Below are 21,035 nucleotides of genomic sequence, written 5' to 3' on the forward strand. Positions count from 1 at the left end.
AATTCACGTGCACCACACGGTTCGGGGTCCTACCGTGGGTAGTACATCAAGGAAAGGACCGACCATGTTTCCCGTCGAGCTGCGCGGTACGAGGGCGCAGACGCTCATGTGGGCCAACGAGCACGAGATCGAGCAGTCAGCGCTGCGTCAGCTCCGCAATATCGCGGAACTGAAATGGGTGTATGGACTGCGCGTGATGCCCGATGTGCACCTGGGCAAAGGCGCGACGGTGGGGTCGGTCATCGCCATGCGGGACGCGGTCGCGCCTGCGGCGGTCGGTGTCGATATCGGGTGCGGGATGGAGAGCGTGAAGACCGGGCTCACCGCCTCGGACCTGCCCGATGATCTGCGGTCGCTGCGGTCGCGAATCGAGCGGGCGGTGCCGGTGGGGTTCAACGCGCACAAGGAGGCGGTGAACGTCGGTGCGCTGCATGCCGGTTCGCACGGGCAGTCGGCGCGGACGAAGGGCTGGGACCGGTTCTGGCGTGAGTTCGGCGAGCTGCATCCCGGTGTGTCGTCGCTGGAGTCCAAGGCGCACAAGCAGATCGGATCGCTCGGCGGCGGCAATCACTTCATCGAGGTCTGCCTCGACCAGGACGACGCCGTGTGGATTCTGCTGCACTCCGGGTCGCGCAATATCGGCAAGGAGCTGGCGGAGCGGCACATGGCGATAGCGCGGGGGCTGCCGCACAACCAGTCACTGCCCGATCGCGATCTGGCGGTATTCCTCACCGGGACACCGGAAATGGACGCCTACCGGCGTGACCTCACCTGGGCGCAGGAATACGCCGCGCGGAATCGCGCGGTGATGCTGTCGCTCGTGTGCCGGGCGGTGCGCGACGAATTCGCAGGCCGTGACGTGCGTTTCGACGAGCCGATTTCGTGTCACCACAACTATGTGGCGGAGGAGATCATCGACGGCGTGCCGATGCTGGTGACCCGCAAGGGTGCGGTGCGGGCGGGTGCGGGTGATCTCGCGTTGATTCCCGGATCGATGGGGACGCGGTCGTATGTGGTGCGCGGCAAGGGGAATCCGGCCTCGTTCCAGTCGGCGTCGCACGGTGCGGGGCGGCGGTTGAGCCGGACCGCGGCCAAGAAGCAGTTCACCGTCGCGGATCTGGTTGCCCAGACCGAGGGCGTGGAATCGCGCAAGGACGCGGGTGTGGTCGACGAGATCCCGGCCGCGTACAAGGACATCGACGAGGTGATCGCGGCCCAGGCCGACCTGGTCGACGTGGTGGCGACGCTGCGTCAGGTCCTCTGCGTGAAGGGTTGAGTCATCGTCGGCGCAGGGTGCCCGCCACACCAGCGCCGACGAGCAACAGCCCGAGGCCGCCTGCCTCCGCCCCACCGCACCCAACTCTGGCCTGAATCGCGGAGAGGCGGGGTTGTACCGCTGATCAAACCTGTCGGTGGGGTCGGGCAGCATGGGGCGCATGACCTCAGCGACCGGCAACGACGTGCTCGATCTGACGGCTCCCGACCTGCGCGAACGCGCGGAGGAGTTGTTGCGTGAGCTGGCCGGGCCCGAGGCGCGGTTGCGGGAGGACCAGTGGATCGCGATCGAAGCGCTCGTGGTGCAGCGCAGGCGGGCGCTGGTGGTGCAGCGGACCGGCTGGGGCAAGTCGGCGGTGTACTTCATCGCGGCGAAACTGCTGCGGCGGGCCGGGCGGGGGCCGACGGTGATCGTGTCGCCGCTGCTGGCGTTGATGCGCAACCAGGTGGCGGCCGCCGAGCGGGCCGGGGTGGTGGCGGACACGATCAACTCGGGCAATGTCACCGAGTGGGACGAGATCCATCAGCGGGTGGCCGACGGCGCGGTCGATGTGCTGCTGGTGAGCCCGGAACGGTTGAACAATCCCGACTTTCGCGATCAGGTGCTGCCGCGGCTGGCCGCCGACGCCGGGCTGGTGGTGATCGACGAAGCGCACTGCGTGTCGGACTGGGGGCATGATTTCCGGCCCGACTATCGCCGTATCCGCACGCTGATCGCCGACCTGGGCTCCGACGTGCCGGTGCTGGCGACCACCGCGACCGCCAATGACCGTGTGGTCACCGATGTGGCGGGCCAGATCGGTACCGACACGCTGGTGTTGCGCGGCACGCTGGATCGTGCGTCGCTGCATCTGTCGGTGGTGCGGTTCGACGATGCCGTGCAGCGCACCGCCTGGCTGGGCGGGCAACTCGACCGGCTGCCCGGGTCCGGGATCATCTACTGCCTCACGGTGGCCGCCGCGCACGATCTGGCCGACGTGCTGAATTCGCACGGTCACACCGTCGCCGCCTACACCGGCCAGACCGACCCGGCCGAACGCGAAGTGCTCGAGGGCGCGCTGCTGAACAACGAGGTCAAGGCGCTGATCGCGACCTCGGCGCTGGGTATGGGTTTCGACAAACCCGATCTCGGGTTCGTGGTGCATGTCGGTGCGCCGTCGTCCCCCATCGCCTACTACCAGCAGGTCGGACGCGCGGGCCGAGGTACCGAGCGGGCCGAGGTGGTGTTGCTGCCCGGCGCGGAAGACAGCCGGATCTGGAGCTACTTCGCCTCGGTGGCGTTCCCGCGCGAGCACATCGTGCGCGCGGTGCTTGCCGCTCTCGACACCGATCGGCCGATGTCGACGATCGCGCTGGAACCGCTCGTCGAGCTGAACCGGTCGCGGCTGGAAATGGTGCTGAAGGTGCTCGACGTGGACGGTGCGGTGCGCCGGGTGCGCGGTGGCTGGCTGTCCACCGGCGAACCGTGGACCTACGACACCGAGCGCTACGAACGTCTCGCCGCCGCCCGCGACACCGAGCAGCAGGCGATGATCGACTACCAGGCGACCACCGCCTGCCGGATGACATTCCTGCGCCGCCAGCTCGACGACCCGGGTCTCGGCGCGCTCGACGCCGCGACCCCCGACTGCGGGCGCTGCGACAACTGCACCGGCACCCGCCCTGACACCACGGTCGACGCGGCCGCCGTCGCCGCCACCAGGGCCAGGCTGGACCGCCCCGGCCTCGACCTGGCGCCGCGCAAGCAGTGGCCCACCGGCATGGCGAAGCTGGGAATCCCGTTGTCCGGCAAGATCTCCGCGGGCGCCGACACCGGTCGCGTCCTCGGCAGGCTCACCGACCTCGGCTGGGGTCAGCGCCTGCGCACCCTGCTCGACGGCCCGGACGCCCCGGTGCCCGACGCCGTCTTCGACGCGTGCATCGCCGTGCTGCGCGACTGGAACTGGGCCACCCGCCCGACCTCGGTCCTTGCCCTGGAATCGCCCCGCTATCCCCAGCTCACCGCGAGCCTGGCCGCCCGGCTCGCGCAGATCGGGCGGCTGGACAACCTGGGCATCCTGCACACCAGGCCGGACCGGCCGCCGGTCTCGGCGGCGAACTCCGCCCACCGGGTGGCCGGCCTGTTCGACTCGTGGGAGGTGCCCGACCTCACCGGCGTCGAAGGCCCCATTTTGCTGGTCGACACCCTCACCGACACCGGCTGGACCATGACCGTCGCCGCCCATGCCCTGCGCACCAGCGGCGCGGACGCCGTCCTGCCGTTCGCACTCGCAACCCCGACCTGATCCCCGTCGCCTGCTCCGGCGGGGCCGGCACGACCCTGTACGCCGCGGGCCGACGTGGCGCTGCGAAGGCCCACCGACCTCAGGGTCTGCCGCGCCCCCTCCCCGACCCCTCCCCATTCCCGTAAGCTCAGTCCGTCCGTGCAGGTCAACCGGCCGACGATGGAGTCGTCATGACGTCCACAGCACTGAAGAAGATTCCCCCGCTGCCCGTGCTCCGTGCGATCGACCGGGTGCGTGACACTCTCTCCTCGGCGTACCGGAAGTTGGTACCCGGCCACATAGCGCTGCTGGAACTACAGATCGCGGGGTTTCTGTCCCAGGCGATCAGCACGGCCGCTGAGCTCGGGATCGCTGACGAGCTGGCCGACGGACCGCGCACGTCGGGCGAGCTGGCGCGGGCAGTCGACGTCGACGAGGACGGGCTGCGCAGGTTGATGCGCCTGCTGGTGAGCTACGACATCTTCGCCCAACGCCGCGACGGCACCTACACGCTCACCCGGATGGGTGACGCACTGCGCAGCGACGCCGAGGTGACTCTGCGTGACATGTCCCGGTTCTTCGGCTCGCAGTTCCACCGCAACCACTGGACCCATCTCACCGACGCGGTGCGCACCGGCGAAGCGGTCGGCCGGAACCTGGACGGGTCGAATTTCTTCGAGTACGCGGCGGTGAACCGCGAGGTCGGCGAGCTGTTCGATCGCGCGATGACCAGCGTGAGCACGCTGTCGATCGAACCGCTGCTCACCGCCTACGATTTCGGCCGGTTCGGCACGCTCGTCGACGTCGGCGGCGGGCGCGGCAGCCTGCTCACCGAGATACTCGGCCGGTTTCCGACGACACGTGGCATCGTGTTCGACCTGCCGAACGTGGTCGACGACCTGAACGCCGACCTCGCCGCGGTTGGCCTCGCGCAACGGTGCGCGGTGGAGAGCGGGTCGTTCTTCGATGAGGTGCCCCAGGGTGGTGACGCCTACCTGCTCAAACACATCCTGCACGACTGGTCTGACGAGCAGGCCGAACAGATCCTGCGCACCGTCCGCGCCGCGATGAGCCGCTCGGCGACATTGCTGGTGATCGAACTGGTGCTGCCGGACCATCAGCGTCCGCATCCGGGCAAGTTCATCGATCTGGAGATGCTGGTGAACACCGAGGGCGGCCACGAACGCACCGAAAAGCAGTTCCGCGACCTGCTGGCACGCTGCGGGTTCACGCTCCGGCGCACGGTGGAAACGGCGGCGCCGGATTGCGTGCTGGAGGCCGTCCCACGCTGACTCCCCTGCTCGACACGCCGCCGTCGATTGTGGGTGTGACCCGCCACCAGTGCTTCAATGCGGCTATGACCAGGACCTCATTTGCTCGATCCCTGATGGCCGTCGCCGCGGGCTGTGCGGCCGGATTCACCCTGTTGACCGTTCCCGCTCAGGCGTCGAACGAGAACCCGCTCGACTGCGCCGGAGTGCCGGGCGCCCGGGCCGCTGCCGATCGCGAGAGCGCGCGGCGCGGCATCGCGATCACCCCGCTGTGCTTCAGCGGCGGCCTCTACAGCAATATCCACGCGGGTATCCCGCTGGCCGTGCTGAACCCGCTGACCATGCCCGGCACCGCGAGCGTGTGCGTCGACGAACGCGGAACCGTCGAGGCCGCAGCCAGATTCGAATGGACCGAGCAGGTCCACGTGATGCCGATGTGTATCCAGAACCGGGCGTTCGGGGTCTACGAGCTGTAGGTTCGCGCCGCGCGCGAGCGGTCCGCACGGCGTGATCCGTGCGGACTTTTTTGACCCTTGCCCTATACGTATACATCTACTTATAGTGGGACGGACGGGACGCAGAGTCGCCGCACAACCGCACATCGACCACGACGACGAGCCGGAGCACGAGGGCTCGCCGCTCGTACACCCATGCCCATATGCGCACGCACTTATCGAATTGGAGCGATCAATGACCACCGAAACGCACACCGAGGCACCCGCGATCGTGGACACCGTCAAGCCCACCGCGGACGGATTCGGTCCGATCGTCGTGAAGGTCGGCCCCGGCGGCGGGCGCACCCAGCGATTCACCGGACGCAAGGTCGGCGAGTCACGGCAGGTGACCAGGAAGGCCGTCGAGGTCGTCCGCGTGTACCTCACCCACAAGGGCAACTACGTGGTGCAGAAGCAGGTCGCCGAGTGGTCGGAGTTCTCGCTGCCCGAGAACTGGACCAGGGACTGGAAGAACTGGCGCGCGATGGTCGGCATCGGGGAGCAGGACTGGGGCGATTTCACCGTCGAGGTGGCCGATTCGCTCGAGGCGCTGCGCGATCAGGTGCCGCCGAAGGTCTACCTGACGATCGTCGACCGCGTCAGCCACCCGCTGATCCAGGACCTCGACATCTGACTTCCAGGCCCGGAAAGGACCTCCCACCATGTTCGCCAGACTGGGGCGCGTCGTCGTCCACCATCCGTGGAAAGTGATCGGCCTGTGGGTGATCGCGATCGTCGCCGTGTTGTCGACGGCGCCCGCGCTCACCGCGACCACCGACCAATCCGAATTCCTGCCTTCGCATTACGAGTCGATCCAGGCGATGAAGCTGCAGGAGCAGGCATTTCCGCAGCACTCGGCGCCCGCGGCACTCATCGTGGCGGTGCGGGCCGACGGCGCGGCGCTGACCGAGGCCGACTCGGCGACGGTGAGTGCGGCCGCGGCCGCGCTGACCGCGCAGAACATCAAGGGCGTCACCGGAATCCAGGTGACACCACCGTCGGAGAACCGCCTGGTCCAGGTCATCGCGGTACAGATGACCAAGCTGACCGACGCCGCCGACAAGACGCAGAGCGAGGCGGTCAAGAGCCTGCGCGAGCATCTGAAGGAGCAGATGCGTGACACCGGATTGAAAGCGGGCCTCACCGGCACCGCGGCGCAGACCCTCGACCAGACCGAGCAGGGTGAGAAGGGCATGGCGATCATCGGCATCGCCACGATCGTGCTGATCCTGGTGCTGCTGCTGATCATCTTCCGCAGCCCGGTCATCGCGCTGCTGCCGGTGGTCACCATCGGCGCGATCTCGAGCACGGTCGGCGGCCTGATCGCCATGGCGGCCAAGGCCTTCGACCTCGAGATCGATACCTCGGTGAACTCGATCCTGCTGGTCGTGCTGTTCGGCGTCGGCACCGACTACATCCTGTTCCTGATGTTCCGCTACCGGGAACGGCTGAGGGCAGGCGACGACCCGAAGACCGCGATGGTCAATGCCGTCGCCAAGGTCGGCGAGGCCGTCACGTCGGCGGCGGCCGCGGTGATCATCGCGTTCATGGCGCTGACGCTGTCGAGCCTCGGGATGTTCCGGGCACTCGGCCCCGCACTGGCGATCGCGGTCGCGGTGGCACTGCTGGCCGGGCTGACGCTGGTGCCCGCGATCGTCTCGCTGCTCGGCACCAAGGTGTTCTGGCCGTCGAAGGCCTGGCAGGTCGAGCCCAAGGGCGCCCGGTTCGGCGCGATCGGCGCGGCGATGGGCAGGCGGCCCGGCGTGTTCGCGGTCGCCTCCGGTGGCGTGCTGGTGGCGCTCGGGGTGTTCGCGGTCGGCTTCAACCCGACCTTCGATCTGAGCTCGGGCTCCACCACCGACGCCTCCGAATCGGTGGCCTTCACCACCGAACTGCTCAAGGGGATGCCAGCGGGGGCGACGCAGCCGTCGGATGTGCTGCTGCGGTCGACAGCTCCGCTGGCCGACGACCAGCTGGCGACCTACCGCACGGCGCTGACACAGGTCGACGGTGTCGGCCAGGTCGGGCAGGCGCAGCTCTCGGCGGACCGGACGATCGCGAACTTCCAGGTGACCCTCGCCAACGCACCGGAATCCGATGCCGCACTCGACACGGTGGCAGGCCCGCTGCGCGAGGTCGCCCACCAGGCGGCCCCCGCGGGGGCGACGGCGGCGGTCGGTGGCATGACCGCGGTGTACGTCGACTTCGAGGACGCGATGAACCACGACTACCGGATCGTGTTCCCGGTGGCCGCGATCCTGATCATGCTCGTGCTGGCGCTGCTGCTGCGCAGCCTCGTCGCACCCTGGTACCTGATGGCCTCGGTGTTCCTCGGTTTCGCGGCGACCCTCGGCGCGACGGTGCTGGTGTTCCAGCAGATCCAGGGCGAGCACGGGCTGATCTTCACGCTGCCGGTGATCATGTACCTGTTCGTCGTCGCGCTGGGCACCGACTACAACATCCTGATGGTCGCCCGGTTGCGGGAGGAAGCCCGTGCGGGGCACACGCCCCGCGAGGCGGCGGCGCTGGCCGTGCGGCACACCGGGCCGACGGTGGCCGCGGCCGGTCTCATCCTGGCCGGCACCTTCGCCTCGATGATGCTGGCGGGCAACAGCAGTCTGTCGCAGATGGGCTTCGCCATCTCGGTGGGCATCGCGATCGCCGCGTTCGTGATGGCACTGTTCTTCACCCCGGCGGTCACGGCACTGCTCGGGCGCCGCGCCTGGTGGCCGGGACACGGTGGGGACAGCGACGAGGAACGCTCGCCCCGCTGGGCGGAGTACTCCTACGCCGAGAGCTACTACACGCCCCCGGCCAAGAGCCGCCAGGGCTGACACACCCGCCCACCGCAGGTCCGCTCCCCCGCCGGGAGCGGGCCTGCTCGTCTATCGTTGCGCAGGTGGCCAAGTCTGCGACACCGGCGGTCGAGCTGGCGGTGGGTGAGCACACGGTGCGGGTCAGCAACCCGGACCGGGTGTATTTCCCCGAACTCGGCGCGACCAAGCTCGACCTGGTGCAGTACTACCTGAGCGTGGGCGACGGGATCGTGAACGCGCTGCGGGACCGGCCGTGCATGCTGCACCGGTTCCCGAAGGGCCTGCCCGGCGGGAAGGTGCACCAGAAGCGGTTGCCCGGCGGCGCGCCGGACTGGATTTCGACTGTGCGCGTGTACTTTCCGCGCTACGGCAGACACGCCGACGAACTGTGCGTGCAGGAGCTCGCCGACGTGATCTGGGCCGTGCAGATGTCCACAGTCGAGTTCCATCCGTGGAATTCGCGGGCGAGCGACACCGAATCCCCCGACGAATGGCGCATCGACCTCGACCCCATGCCGGAGTGCCCGTGGCTGCGGGTGCAGCGGGTCGCCGGCGTGGTGCACGAGATCCTCGACGAGCTGGGCGCGGCCGGCTGGCCCAAGACCTCCGGCGGCTCCGGCCTGCACGTCTATGTGCGGATCGCCCCCGAATACGGGTTCAAACAGGTCCGCAGGGCGGCGCTGGCCTTCGCGCGGGAGGTGGAGCGCAGGGCGCCCGATGACGTGACGACGGCCTGGTGGCGGCGCGATCGCGATCCGGCCCAGCTGTTCGTCGACTACAACCAGAACGCCCGCGACCACACCATCGCCGCCGCCTACTCGGTCCGCGGCGTGCCCGCGGCGACGGTGTCGACCCCCGTGCGCTGGACCGAGATCGACGACATCCATCCCCGCGACTTCACCATCGAGACCGTCCCCGCCCGCTACGCCGAGCTCGGCGACATCCAGGCGGGCATGGACGGCGCCGTCTTCGACATCGCGCCCCTGCTCGAGCTGGCCGACCGCCACGCCATCGACGAGCCCGTCGACCTCGACGAATCGTGAGCGCGCCCGACGGGGAAGAATCGAGGCTCCCGGGTCCGCGTACGCGCGGCGACGGCAGCAGTTCACTACACAGGAGGACCCGTGCAGGAATCCGCGACCATGATCGCGATCGGCCCGGACCGGCAGCCACCTCGCCTGCTCGAGAAGGCCGTCGTCGGAGCGGGTGCGAAGGTCGGCGAGCTGACCGACGCCGACGCGCTGATCTGGACCGGCGCGCCCGGTGACTTCCCCGCCACGCTGCCCGCCGGGGTGCGCTGGGTCCAACTGCCCGCCGCGGGTATCGAGGACTTCTTCGACGCGGGCGTCTTCCGCGCGCACCCGGACGTGCTGTTCACCTCGGCGGCGGGCGCGTTCGCGCACAGCGTCGCCGAGCACGCGCTCATGCTGCTGCTGGCGGGCGTGCGCTATCTGCCCGAGCATCTGCGGGCGACGTCGTGGCAGCAGCGCGAGTTCTTCCCGCATGTGGGGTCGTTGCGCGGCAAGACGGTGACGATCGTCGGTGCGGGCGGGATCGGGCGCGCGCTGATTCCGATGCTGGCGCCGCTGGGTGCGCATGTGATCGCGGTGAACCGGTCGGGCAGGCCGGTGACGGGCGCGGGTATTCCGGCCGACGTGGAGACGGTGCGCGCCGACCAGCTGGGCCGGGTGTGGTCGCATACCGACCACGTGGTGGTCGCCGCGCCGGCGACGGCGCAGACCAGGCACCTGATCGGCGCGGACGAGCTGGCCAGGTTGCGGCCGTCGTCGTGGGTCGTCAATGTGGCTCGCGGCAGCCTGATCGATACCGATGCGCTGGTCAGCGCGCTGTCGCGGGGAGTGATCGGCGGCGCGGGCCTCGACGTGACCGACCCGGAACCGCTGCCGGACGGGCATCCGCTGTGGACATTGCCGAACGCGATCATCACCCCGCACGATTCGAATCCGCCGCAGCTGCGGCTGGCGGCCTTCGCCGATCACGTCGGCGCGAATATCGCCCGGTTCGTGGCTGGCGAGCCGCTGCTCGCGGTCGTCGAGCCGGAGCGGGGTTACTGAGCGATCCCGCCGCGGCCGGCCAAGGCAGCGATCTGGGTCCAAGCGGTTCAGAAGGTTCCATTCGGCAGGTTTGGCGGGTGATCGATGCGCCGGAATCGGACACTGCGGTTAGGCTGTGCTCGTCCTGGTTCGGTAAGGATGGGATCGGCAATGGGATGGACCTTCAGCGCTGACGAATTCGCGCACGTGTGGCGGGAATTCGGTCAGGACCGAATGCCCTTTCCGATCCGGGTGCTCGAGTCGCCACGCACCGAGTACGAGGCAACCCGCTTCCGCGCGGGCCTGGACCACCGACTACCCGGCGGCGGCGACCCCGACCTCGCCGCCTGCCTGCGGATCATCGCCGCACCCCACGCCAGGATCGTGCTCGTCGGCGGCGCGCACACCCCCGGCAGCGAGATCCGGCTGCTCGCCTGCTCGGTCTTCGACCACGCCGTGCTCGTGCTCCAGGAACCCGGCACCCGCCCCGATTACGGTGGCAGCGTGCGTGTTTCGATCGGTCATACCGCGGGGATCGGCGCCAGGGTCGCGGCCTGCCTGCCCGACACGCCGCCCGGACGCGAACCGGCGCGCGAGGCCGATGCCGCCGCCGTCCGCGACGAGGAAACCGTGATCGCGACCCATCCCGCCGTCCCCCGGATCCAGCGGCTGCTGCGCAAACCGCACACCGCCGAAGGGCATATCCGCATCGAGACCGGGCTCGACCGGGACACCCCGGCGCCACCGGTGCACTACAGCTGGATCGATGTCGCGGACGACGGCCGCTACCTGCTGCGGGCGGGCGAAACCGTGCACGTCGTCCCCGCGGCGGCCGGTCAGCTCGCCGCCCAACTGCAGCGCAGGCTCGCACCGGTGCACAGTTCGAACACCAGAAGGTCCGGCTAGCCTGGACGCCGACGCACGATCTGGAGGGGACGCGATGACGATCGACAGCAGCAGAGCCGAGATCTCCCGGTTCCGCAGCGCCGCCGCGGCGGGGTCCGTGAAGTTCGATCCCGATGCCGCGCGCCGGTGCGCCGACCTCTACGAACAGCAGGCCGATCGGCTCGCCCAGCTTCGTCAACGTCTCGAATCCGCGTCCGAGGCAGAAGGATTCGGTGGTTTCGTCTCCGCCCAGCAGCTGCAGGCCGGCTTCGCGCACAAGGCGCGTGACGCCGCCGACCTGATCGATCACTACATCGAAGCCGCGTACCGGATGAAGGAGGCGTTCCTGCTCAGCGGCGGTCTGCTGGACGAGGCCGATGCCGCCGCGGCCGCCGCACTGCGCGCCGTCGAGACGAGGCTGCGCTGATGAGCGGTACCGATCCCACCTACATCGGTGCGATGGAGCATTTCGAGTCCATGCCGCACGAGCAGATCTACGCGCGCACCCAGCAGATCGACGCGGCCGCCGTGCTCGGCGCGTCGATGGCCTGGCTGGAGAGCGCCGCCGCGCTCACCACCTCCCTGCCGCTGACCAGGTCCAACGCCGAGCGGGTCATCGAGGAGACCGGCTGGGAGGGCGCCGCCGCCGACGCCGCCTTCGCCAGCACCCGCAGCTTCGCGGCCGCGCTCGACGAACTGGCCGAGGTGTTCGGCGAGGTCGGCGCCCGCCTCGGCGGGGTCGCTGCCGCCGCGGAAGCGGTGAAGCTCGCGGTGGTCGCGCCCGGTGGTTCCGGGCCGATCGGGACCATCGCGCGGTTGCTCGAGGCCGCCCATGTCATCGACGCCCAGATGGCGGCCGAAGCGCTGCGCCAGGAGGCGGTGCTGGCGATGAACATGATCTACAAGCCCGCGTACACGCTCGCCGGGACCGGGGTGCCCGCGTTGCCCGCGCCGCCGGGAACCGCACCGGGTTCGCCTGCGGGGCAGAGGGGTTCGCGCAACGGCTCGACGCCGGAAGGTGCCGTGGAATCCGGCGCACCGCAGGGCGAGTCGGCTCAGGTCGGCAGCTCTCAGGCTCCCGGCACGGACGCGCCGGGTGCGCAGACTCCGCCGTCCGGGGACAGTCCCACACCGAGCCAGAGTCCGACACCGCCGACGACGACGCCCGCACCATCCGTCCCGAGCACCGAACCCACTCAGCCGGGCACGACCCCCGCGCCGTCGAGCCAGACCCCCGCTCCACCGGACTCGGGACAGCCACCGGCGCAACAGGACTCGGGGACGCCCGTCCCGACGTCGACGGAACAACCTGCCCCGACCACAGAACAACCCGCACCTACCCCGACGACACCAGAACAGCCGCCATCACCTACCACCGGACAGCCGGCGCCGCAGACCCCGGCGCCGACCTCGGAACAGCCTGCGCCACAACCGGAGACATCAGCACCACCGCCCACACCGGCAACCCCCGAACCAGCGCCACAGACCCTTCCACCCACCTCGGAACAGCCTGCGCCACAACCGGAAACGTCAGCACCACCGCCCACACCGGCAACCCCCGAACCAGCGCCACAGACCCTTCCACCCACCTCGGAACAGCCTGCGCCGCAACCCGAACCATCAGCACCACAGCCCGCACCGCGAGTACCTGAACCGGCGCCGCAAGCTTCCGCGCCCACCTCGGAACAGCCCCTGCCGGAACCGCCCGCACCTCAGCCCGCACCCCGCGCGCCCGAGCCGCCTGCGGCCGACCCGGCACCGCCCGCCCCCGGTGGCGAGGTTGATCCGGGTGGACAACCGGGTGTCACCGGCCCGATTCCGGACACGAATGTCCCTGGCCCGCAACCGGTGACGCCGCCGCCCGCACCACCGATCGATCTCGACCAGCCCGGCGTCATCCCACCACGACGGTGATCGCCGCAGGACAGGGAGGACGCAGTGGAATACGTGCTGTTCGCGGTGATCTTCGCCGCAACCGTGATCGGATTCGACCAGCTCGCACTGTGGGCGGAGCGGCGAGGCTGGATCTACTGGCGCAAGACACGCGGAACCACCGGTGCCGGACCCGGCATGCTGGGGGTGGTGGACGACCTGTTCAATCCGGCGTCCAAGCACGTTGTCGAGGAACGGAAATCCCAGCAGTTGGTGCGTGTCGAGGCAGGCTCGGGCCGTGAGCTCGACCTCGACACGCGAACGGTCTACCTGCGCAGTATGACTCCGCCCCCGGAGGACGGGCCCGCCGGCGCGGGCGTCACACCTTGACGAGGTCGTCGGCGTGGATGACCGGGCGCTGCATGGTGTCGGGGAGTTCGGTGGTGGAGCGGCCGAGCATGGTGGACAGTTCCGTGCTGTCGTATTCGACGACGCCACGGGCTACCACGCGGTTGTCGGGGCTGACCAGGTCGACGACGTCGCCGCCGAAGAAGCGGCCGCGGACGCCGGTGATGCCCGCCGCGAGCAGGGAGCGGCGTTTGGCGACGGCCTCGACGGCGCCCGCGTCGATGAGGACCGAGCCGCGGGTGTCGGCGGCGTGGCGGACCCAGAACTTGCGGCCGGACAGGCGGACCGGGCGGGCGGCGAAGGCGGTGCCGACGGTGCCGTCGGCGAGCGCGGTCGCGGCGTCGGCGGCCGAGGCGAGCAGGACGGGGATGCCGGCGTCGGCGGCGAGGCGGGCGGCGGACAGTTTCGATGCCATGCCGCCGGTGCCGAGCGCGCCGCCGCTGCCCGCGATGACGCCGTCGAGGTCGGCGCTGCTGCGCACCTCGGGAATGAAGTTCGCGGCGCCCTTGCGGGGATCGCCGTCGTAGAGGCCGGAGACGTCCGACAGCAGGATCAGGGCGTCGGCGCCGACCAGGTGCGCCACGAGGGCGGCGAGGCGGTCGTTGTCGCCGAAGCGGATCTCTTCCGTCGCGACGGTGTCGTTCTCGTTGACCACGGCGATGGCGCCGAGTGAACGCAACCGGTCGAGGGTGCGCTGGGCATTGCGGTGGTGCTCACGGCGGGCGAAGTCGTCGGCGGAGAGCAGGACCTGACCGACGGTGCGGTCGTAGCGGGCGAACGAGGTGCCCCAGGCGTGCGCAAGGGCCAGCTGGCCGACGCTGGCCGCAGCCTGCTTGGTCGCCAGATCCTTGGGTCTGCGGGACAATCCGAGCGGCGCGATGCCCGCGCCGATCGCGCCCGAGGACACGACAACCACGTCCGACCCGGCGCGCATGCGCGCTTCGACGGCGTCGGCCAGCCGGTCGAGCCGGTCGGTGTCGAGACCGCCCTCGAGGCTGGTCAGCGCCGACGAACCGATCTTCACCACGACCGCGCGCGCCGACACGATGGCCTGGCGCGCCGCACTCAACTCCGAACTCACCTGCATTGCCTTACTCCCTGCACCGCGATCACCGTCGTCGACGGTCCCAGCTCATGCCGGTGACCCACCGCAGTATGCCGATCGAACGGCCGCGTCCGACACCGGTTTTCGACCGGCGCCGACGCGGCCGGACCCCTATTTCCCGTCTTCGTCGAGCAAGCCGCGACGGGCCCGCGAGGCGAGCTTGCGCTCGGCCGCGCCGACGCGGTCGTTGTTCTCCAGCCGGATGTCGGTACCCCGGCCGGTCGGCACGATGTCGACACCGGCGGACACCTGCGGCTCCCACTCGAACGACACATCGCCGATCGTCACCGAGCAACCCGGCACGGCACCCTGCTTGACCAGCTCGGCCTCGACACCGAGGCGGGCAAGGCGGTCGGCCAGGTAGCCGACGGCTTCGTCGTTGTCGAACTGGGTCTGGCGCACCCAGCGCTCCGGGCGGGTGCCGCGCACGATGAAGCCACCGGGCTCCTGCGGGTCGGCGATCACGCTGAAGCCGGACTCGTCGGTCGCGATCGGGCGGATCACCGGACGCTTCGGAGCGGCCTTCGGGTGATCTTCGCGATACTGGCGGACCATGTCGGCCAGCGCGAAGGTCAGCGGGCGCAGACCGGCGCGGCTCACCGCGGAGATCTCGAACACCGGCCAGCCGCGTTCGGTGAACTCGGGGGTCACCATCTCGGCGAGCTCCGCCGCGTCGGGGACGTCGGTCTTGTTGAGGATGACCACGCGGGGCCGGTCGGCCAGGTCGCCCAGGCTCTCGTCACCGGTCAGCGCGGGCTTGTAGGCGGCCAGTTCGGCCTCGAGCGCATCGACGTCGGAGACCGGGTCGCGGCCCGGTTCCAGGGTCGCGCAGTCGACGACGTGGGCGAGCACCGCGCAGCGCTCGAGGTGGCGCAGGAAGTCCAGGCCGAGGCCACGGCCGTCGCTGGCGCCGGGAATCAGACCCGGCACGTCGGCCACGGTGAAGGTGGTGTCGCCACTGGCGACCACGCCCAGGTTCGGGACGAGCGTGGTGAACGGGTAGTCGGCGATCTTCGGCTTGGCCGCGGAGAGCACCGAGACCAGCGAGGACTTGCCCGCCGACGGGAACCCGACCAGGCCGACGTCGGCGACCGACTTCAGCTCCAGGACCAGGTCCAGCTCTTCGCCCTCTTCACCGAGCAGCGCGAAACCGGGCGCCTTGCGCGCCTTGGACGCCAGCGAGGCGTTGCCCAGACCGCCACGGCCGCCCTTGGCGACGACGAACTGGTTGCCCACGCCGACCAGGTCGACCACGACCTTGCCGTCGTTGTCGACCACCACGGTGCCGTCGGGCACCTTCAGCACCAGGTCGGTGCCCATCTTGCCGTCACGGTTGCCGCCCTCGCCGGGCTTGCCGTTGCCCGCCTTGGCGTGCGGGTGGAAATGGAAATCGAGCAGGGTGTGGACGTTGCCGTCGACTTCGAGGATCACGTCCCCGCCGTTGCCGCCGTTGCCGCCGTCGGGTCCACCCAACGGCTTGAACTTCTCACGATGCACCGAGGCGCAACCGTGTCCACCTCTACCGGCACGAACATGCAGCACGACGCGGTCGATGAATTTGGACATGGGTTGATCCTCCTCCTTCTGACTGGTCGATTGCGGTAAGGGTGGGCGAACACGACGGAGCGGGTCAGGGAAACAACCCTGACCCGCTCCGGTGTCCGTGGGGAGCTGACGCTCCAGGCGGTCAGGCCTGGACCGGCTCCGGGACGACGATGTTGACGGTCTTGCGGCCACGCTTGGTGCCGAACTCGACCGCGCCCGCCGCGAGGGCGAACAGGGTGTCGTCGCCGCCACGACCGACGTTCACGCCGGGGTGGAAGTGGGTTCCGCGCTGACGGACGAGGATCTCGCCCGCGCTGACCTTCTGGCCACCGAAGCGCTTCACGCCGAGGCGCTGGGCGTTCGAATCACGACCGTTCCGGGAGCTGGATGCACCCTTCTTATGTGCCATTGCTTCGTCTCCTCGGGATGTCTTACTTGATGCCGGTGACCTTGATGACCGTCAGCGGCTGACGGTGACCCTGGCGCTTGTGGTAGCCGGTCTTGTTCTTGAACTTGTGGATCCGGATCTTCGGGCCCTTGGTCTGGTCGACGACCTCGGCGGCCACGGAGATCTTGGCCAGCTTGTCGGCGTCGGTGGTCAGATCGGCGCCGTCGACGACGAGAACCGGGGTCAGGGCCACGGCGGTGCCGGGCTCGCCCTCGATCTTCTCGACCTTCACCAGGTCACCGACCGCGACCTTGTACTGCTTTCCGCCGGTCTTGACGATTGCGTACGCTGCCATCGGTCGGCTTCCTCCACTCACGTTGGTCCTGCACATGTCCACGCCACAGCTGCGACGTGTATTTCTGGGCTCATCCCCGCAGAGCGGGGGAAGAACGTTTGGCTGCCTGCGGAATCATCCGGCCGTTCGGCCAGATGCCCAATCGCGGGGCAGCGACCGACCTAGGTTACCAGAATGGCAACCCCTCCCCCAATTCGGCCGGTCAGGGCCGAATCGGGGGCCTACGGGTTACTTCGTTTCGGCGGCAGGCGCGCCCGCGGGACGCGCCACCGCGCGACGGCGCGGCTTCCGTTCCGGGACGATCACCGGCTCTGCGGCGAAGTCAACCACGGCCGCCGCGGGCGGCTGGTCGTTCGCTGAGAGCACGAACACCGCGCCCGCACTGTCGGCTGCCGGAGCGGCCGTCGACCTGGCCACGCGACGCCTGCGGGGCGCGCGCGGAGCGGGCTCCTCGGCGACGGGGGCCTGCTCGGCCGCTACCGGTTCGGGCTCGGCGGATGCGGCCTCGGGCTCGACCTCGGCGGCCGCCGGTTCGGTGGCCACCTCCGCCGGCTCGACCGGCGCCGCGGGCTCCTCGGCCGGGGCTTCCGCCTCGACCGGGGCTTCCGCCTCGGCCGGGATGACCCCGGTCAGCGCCTGGCTCTCGGCGGCCTGCTCACTGGCTGCCGCACTCCGGCTCGACCGGCGCGAACGCGAACGCGAACGCCGGGTCGGCTCGGCGGCGACGGTCTCCTCGACCGCGACCTCCTCGGCCGGGGCCGTCGTCGCCTCGTCGGCGTCTTCACCGTGGTGGGCGGCCATCGCGAGCGCGACCGGGTGGGCCCGCTTGACCGCGATGTCCTCCTCACCGTGCTCGGCGGCGGGCGCGGTGCCGTTGGTCGAGGGTGCGGCGGACGCGGCGGGCGCCTTGTCCTGGCCCTTGTCCTTGCCGCGGCGACGGCGCGAACCGCCCTCCTTGGCCCGGCCGGCCTGCTCATCGGCACCCGACCCGGCGTCCACCGGGTAGGAGTGCACGAGAATGCCGCGACCGTGGCAGTGCTCACAGGTGGTGGAGAACGCCTCGACCAGTCCGGTGCCCAGCTTCTTGCGGGTCATCTGGACCAGGCCGAGCGAGGTCACCTCCGAGACCTGGTGGCGGGTGCGATCCCGGCCCAGCGCCTCGGTGAGCCGGCGCAGCACCAGGTCACGGTTGGATTCGAGCACCATGTCGATGAAGTCGACGACGATCATGCCGCCGATGTCGCGCAGCCGCATCTGGCGCACGATCTCCTCGGCCGCCTCCAGGTTGTTCCTGGTGACGGTCTCCTCCAGGTTGCTCGACCCCGAACCGGTGAACTTGCCGGTGTTGACGTCGACGACGGTCATCGCCTCGGTGCGGTCGATCACCAGGGTGCCGCCCGAGGGCAGCCACACCTTGCGGTCGAGCGCCTTGGCCAGCTGCTCGTCGATGCGCAGGGTCTCGAACACGTCGACACCGTTGTTCTCGTGCCGGTTCACCCGCGGCAGCAGGTCCGGCGCGACGGTGCGCACGTAGTTCTCGACGGTGCTCCACGCGCGCTCACCTTCGATGACCAGCTTGGAGAAGTCCTCGTTGAACAGGTCGCGGATGACCTTGACCAGCAGGTCCGGCTCCTCGTAGAGGGCCTTGGGCGCGTTGGACTCCTTGGCCGCCGCCTCTTCGATGGTGCGCCAGGTGGCTTGCAGCCGCTCGACGTCGCGCGCCAGCTCGGGCTCGCTGACACCCTCGGACGCGGTCCGGATGATCACACCCGCGTCGGCGGGCACGATCTCGCGCAGGATCTCCTTGAGCCGCTTGCGCTCGGTGTCGGGCAGCTTGCGGCTGATCCCGGTGGAGGTACCGCCCGGCACGTACACCAGGAAGCGACCCGCGAGGGAGATCTGGGTGGTGAGGCGGGCGCCCTTGTGACCGACCGGGTCCTTGGACACCTGCACCAGCACCTGATCGCCGGGCTTGAGCGCCTGCTCGATCTTGCGCTCCTTGCCGCCCAGACCGGCGGCATCCCAGTTCACCTCACCGGCGTAGAGCACGCCGTTGCGGCCGCGGCCGATGTCGATGAACGCCGCCTCCATGCTGGGCAGCACGTTCTGCACCTTGCCGAGGTAGACATTGCCCACCATCGACGCCTGGCCGGAACTGGTCACGAAGTGCTCGACGAGGATGTTGTCCTCGAGCACCGCCACCTGGGTGGTGATCTGGTGACCCGGCGCGTGCTCGGCGGCGTCGAACGCCTTCTCCCGCACGACCATCACCCGGTCGACCGCCTCGCGGCGGGCCAGGAACTCCGATTCGGTCAGGATCGGCGGACGACGGCGCCCGGCCTCGCGGCCGTCGCGGCGGCGCTGGCGCTTGGCCTCGAGCCGGGTGGAACCGGAGATGCCCTGCACCTCGTCGGACCCGGACCGGTTGCGGCTCTTGTTGCGCGGCTCGCGCTCGTGCACGACGGTGTTCGGCGGATCGTCCTCCGAGGACGTATCGGCCTCGCCGGACTCCCCGCCGACCTTGCGGCGGCGACGACGGCGACGGCGACGGCTCGCGCCCTCCGGCTGCGAATCGTCCTCGTCCTCGGTGTCGGTCTCGACGTCCTCGGCCTGCTCGGACTCCTCGGTGGCTGCTTCGGCTGCCGGGGCGGTGTCGTCCTCGGTGTCGTCGGTGTCGGTGTCCTCGCCGTCGGCGGACTGCTCGCCACGGCCACGGCCGCGACCACGACGGCCACGGCGACGGCGGCGCGGCTGACCGTCGGCATCGTGGTCACCGGCGGCATCGACGTCGGCGGACTCGTCCTCGACCGTGTCGGTCTCGGGCTCGGCCTCCTCGACGGGCTCCTCGGTGCGCTTGACGGTCCGCTCGGCGCGACGGCGCTTGCGGGCCTCCTCGGCGGCGGTGGCGTCCGGCGGCAGGAACAGCGGCGCCGTGAAGGCGGGCGCCTCGAAGGCCACCGGCTCAGCCGGGGCAGGCGCCTCGGTGCTCCGGTGGGTGAACAGGCCGGTGTGCGCGTCGTCGGCCATCGCGGCGAACACTTCGTCGGTGCGCGCGACCTCGGGTGCCGAGAACATCGGCGCGGGCGCGGTGGTCGTGTCGGCCGGCTGCTCGGCGACGGGGGCGGTCGACGGCTCGGCAGCCGCCGCGGTGGTGGTGGATGCCGGGGATTCGCCGGTGTCGGCGTCAGCGGCGGCGATCGCGTCGCGCACCGTCTCGGCGACGGCGCGATCCACATTCGATTGAACGCTGCGGGCCTCGGCCCCCAGCTCGGCCAGTTTGGCCAGGATGCGTTTGCTGGTCACTCCCAACCGCTTGGCCAGTGCATGAACTCGAATTCGCTCCGGCAATTGATCGGCATCCTGTTGTGTTGTGTCCAGCGGCTCTGTATCGGCCACGAAGTCTCCTCGGGCCCCCGGGCGCGTCCATCCCCGGTACGGGAGTGACGCGGCCGACGCGGGGGCATCGTCCGTGCACCTCGTACCCGATGGTACGAGGGTCATCTGGTCTCGCCCCGCGTGTCCGGTCTCACCTCGATCGATCTGGCGGGCCAACCGGTCACGCGGCGCCTGGCTGTGCGGCGTGACGCCACGCTCCGAGCGCTCATCCAGCGTGCCTGCGCGGGCAACCCCAGCAACAGGGTCGTCCGTGGCAGCGATGATCGGCATCCAACCGCGGTGTCATCCGGTCATGTCCGCCACCGCTGTCGCGTACCTGCGCGACAAGCTGTCACCAACCGCCCTGTTTGAGCATCGGCGTCGAACACATCCGTAGTCAGTATCCCATACGGTTCGCGCGGGGATCGCCATCGGCGCAACTCACGCGAACCTCGCACCGCTCGAGCCCGTCGCGCCCGCAAGGACGCGACGAGCGAGTACAGCGCGAATCAAGCAGGAAATTCGGGGAACCAGAGCGCGATCTCGCGCTTGGCGGACTCGGGCGAGTCGGAACCGTGAACGAGGTTGAACTGGGTCTCCAGCCCGAAGTCACCGCGGATGGTGCCCGGGGTGGCCTTCTCGACCGGGTCGGTGCCACCGGCGAGCTGACGGAACGCCGCGATCGCGCGGGGGCCCGACAGCACGGCCGCGACGACGGGGCCCGAGGTGATGAACTCGATCAGGGATCCGAAGAACGGGCGCTCGGCGTGCTCGGCGTAGTGCTCTTCGGCGAGCTCGGTCGACACGTTCTTCAGCTCCAGCGCCTCGAGGGTCAGCCCCTTGCGCTCGATGCGGGCGAGCACCTCGCCGACGAGGCCACGGGAGACGCCGTCCGGCTTGATGAGTACCAAAGTCTGCTCAGTCACGG

18 protein-coding genes are annotated in these 21,035 nt (G+C 69.9%); 12 read left to right on the top strand and 6 right to left on the bottom strand.

Translation table 11 applies throughout. From position 1 onward, the window contains the following. Positions 1–64 precede the first annotated feature (64 nt). The 12 genes from ACFWF2_RS05925 to ACFWF2_RS05980 all read left to right on the top strand — a co-directional run bounded on the left by ACFWF2_RS05925 (position 65) and on the right by ACFWF2_RS05980 (position 13,321). On the top strand, positions 65–1,276 hold the full coding sequence (locus ACFWF2_RS05925; RefSeq protein WP_379305053.1) for an RtcB family protein: 1,212 nt from the start codon (positions 65–67) through the stop codon (positions 1,274–1,276). 160 nt (positions 1,277–1,436) lie between these two features. After that, on the top strand, positions 1,437–3,560 hold the full coding sequence (locus ACFWF2_RS05930) for a RecQ family ATP-dependent DNA helicase (RefSeq protein ID WP_379305055.1): 2,124 nt from the start codon (positions 1,437–1,439) through the stop codon (positions 3,558–3,560). A gap of 170 nt (positions 3,561–3,730) precedes the next feature. After that, the gene (locus ACFWF2_RS05935) at positions 3,731–4,831 is read left to right on the top strand and encodes a methyltransferase (protein WP_379305057.1); all 1,101 of its coding nucleotides are present in this window, start codon (positions 3,731–3,733) and stop codon (positions 4,829–4,831) included. A 65-nt stretch (positions 4,832–4,896) separates the two neighbouring features. Beyond that, complete coding sequence (locus ACFWF2_RS05940) at positions 4,897–5,286, top strand: hypothetical protein (protein ID WP_379305059.1); 390 nt, start codon at positions 4,897–4,899, stop codon at positions 5,284–5,286. A gap of 214 nt (positions 5,287–5,500) precedes the next feature. Then, positions 5,501–5,938 (top strand): EXLDI protein, encoded by a 438-nt coding sequence (locus ACFWF2_RS05945; protein ID WP_379305061.1) that lies wholly within the window; start codon positions 5,501–5,503, stop codon positions 5,936–5,938. A 28-nt stretch (positions 5,939–5,966) separates the two neighbouring features. Continuing rightward, complete coding sequence (locus ACFWF2_RS05950; RefSeq protein WP_379305063.1) at positions 5,967–8,138, top strand: MMPL family transporter; 2,172 nt, start codon at positions 5,967–5,969, stop codon at positions 8,136–8,138. Positions 8,139–8,203: 65 nt separating this feature from the next. After that, positions 8,204–9,163: a non-homologous end-joining DNA ligase gene (gene ligD, locus ACFWF2_RS05955; protein WP_379305065.1), complete on the top strand. Its 960-nt coding sequence runs from the start codon at positions 8,204–8,206 to the stop codon at positions 9,161–9,163. Between the two features lie 99 nt (positions 9,164–9,262). Beyond that, positions 9,263–10,195, top strand: a complete 933-nt coding sequence (locus ACFWF2_RS05960; protein ID WP_379305167.1) for a D-isomer specific 2-hydroxyacid dehydrogenase family protein — start codon at positions 9,263–9,265, stop codon at positions 10,193–10,195. A 150-nt stretch (positions 10,196–10,345) separates the two neighbouring features. Next, the gene (locus ACFWF2_RS05965) at positions 10,346–11,080 is read left to right on the top strand and encodes an ESX secretion-associated protein EspG (RefSeq protein ID WP_379305067.1); all 735 of its coding nucleotides are present in this window, start codon (positions 10,346–10,348) and stop codon (positions 11,078–11,080) included. Positions 11,081–11,114: 34 nt separating this feature from the next. After that, positions 11,115–11,486 (top strand): hypothetical protein, encoded by a 372-nt coding sequence (locus ACFWF2_RS05970; RefSeq protein WP_379305069.1) that lies wholly within the window; start codon positions 11,115–11,117, stop codon positions 11,484–11,486. After that, the gene (locus tag ACFWF2_RS05975; protein ID WP_379305071.1) at positions 11,486–12,973 is read left to right on the top strand and encodes a hypothetical protein; all 1,488 of its coding nucleotides are present in this window, start codon (positions 11,486–11,488) and stop codon (positions 12,971–12,973) included. Before ACFWF2_RS05970 ends, ACFWF2_RS05975 begins: the two co-directional genes overlap by 1 nt. 24 nt (positions 12,974–12,997) lie before the next feature. Continuing rightward, on the top strand, positions 12,998–13,321 hold the full coding sequence (locus ACFWF2_RS05980) for a DUF6191 domain-containing protein (protein ID WP_379305073.1): 324 nt from the start codon (positions 12,998–13,000) through the stop codon (positions 13,319–13,321). Here the strand turns inward: ACFWF2_RS05980 and proB are convergent. The 6 genes from proB to ndk form a co-directional block, all read right to left on the bottom strand. Continuing rightward, positions 13,311–14,408 (bottom strand): glutamate 5-kinase, encoded by a 1,098-nt coding sequence (proB, locus tag ACFWF2_RS05985; RefSeq protein ID WP_189033282.1) that lies wholly within the window; start codon positions 14,406–14,408, stop codon positions 13,311–13,313. The genes ACFWF2_RS05980 and proB overlap by 11 nt on opposite strands. A gap of 147 nt (positions 14,409–14,555) precedes the next feature. Next, positions 14,556–16,010, bottom strand: a complete 1,455-nt coding sequence (gene obgE / locus ACFWF2_RS05990) for a GTPase ObgE (RefSeq protein ID WP_379305075.1) — start codon at positions 16,008–16,010, stop codon at positions 14,556–14,558. 121 nt (positions 16,011–16,131) lie between these two features. Next, positions 16,132–16,398 (bottom strand): 50S ribosomal protein L27, encoded by a 267-nt coding sequence (rpmA, locus tag ACFWF2_RS05995; RefSeq protein WP_067486232.1) that lies wholly within the window; start codon positions 16,396–16,398, stop codon positions 16,132–16,134. A 22-nt stretch (positions 16,399–16,420) separates the two neighbouring features. After that, positions 16,421–16,732, bottom strand: coding sequence for a 50S ribosomal protein L21 (gene rplU / locus ACFWF2_RS06000; RefSeq protein WP_110039506.1), 312 nt, complete (start codon positions 16,730–16,732; stop codon positions 16,421–16,423). Between the two features lie 228 nt (positions 16,733–16,960). Further along, entirely contained in the window at positions 16,961–20,128 is a 3,168-nt protein-coding gene (locus tag ACFWF2_RS06005) for a translation initiation factor IF-2 N-terminal domain-containing protein (protein ID WP_379305078.1), read from the bottom strand. A 488-nt stretch (positions 20,129–20,616) separates the two neighbouring features. Further along, positions 20,617–21,033, bottom strand: a complete 417-nt coding sequence (ndk, locus tag ACFWF2_RS06010) for a nucleoside-diphosphate kinase (RefSeq protein ID WP_218721467.1) — start codon at positions 21,031–21,033, stop codon at positions 20,617–20,619. Between the last annotated feature and the right edge of the window lie 2 nt (positions 21,034–21,035).

The sequence above is a fragment of the Nocardia sp. NPDC060259 genome, assembly GCF_042728775.1.
In the GTDB taxonomy this organism is placed as follows: domain Bacteria; phylum Actinomycetota; class Actinomycetes; order Mycobacteriales; family Mycobacteriaceae; genus Nocardia.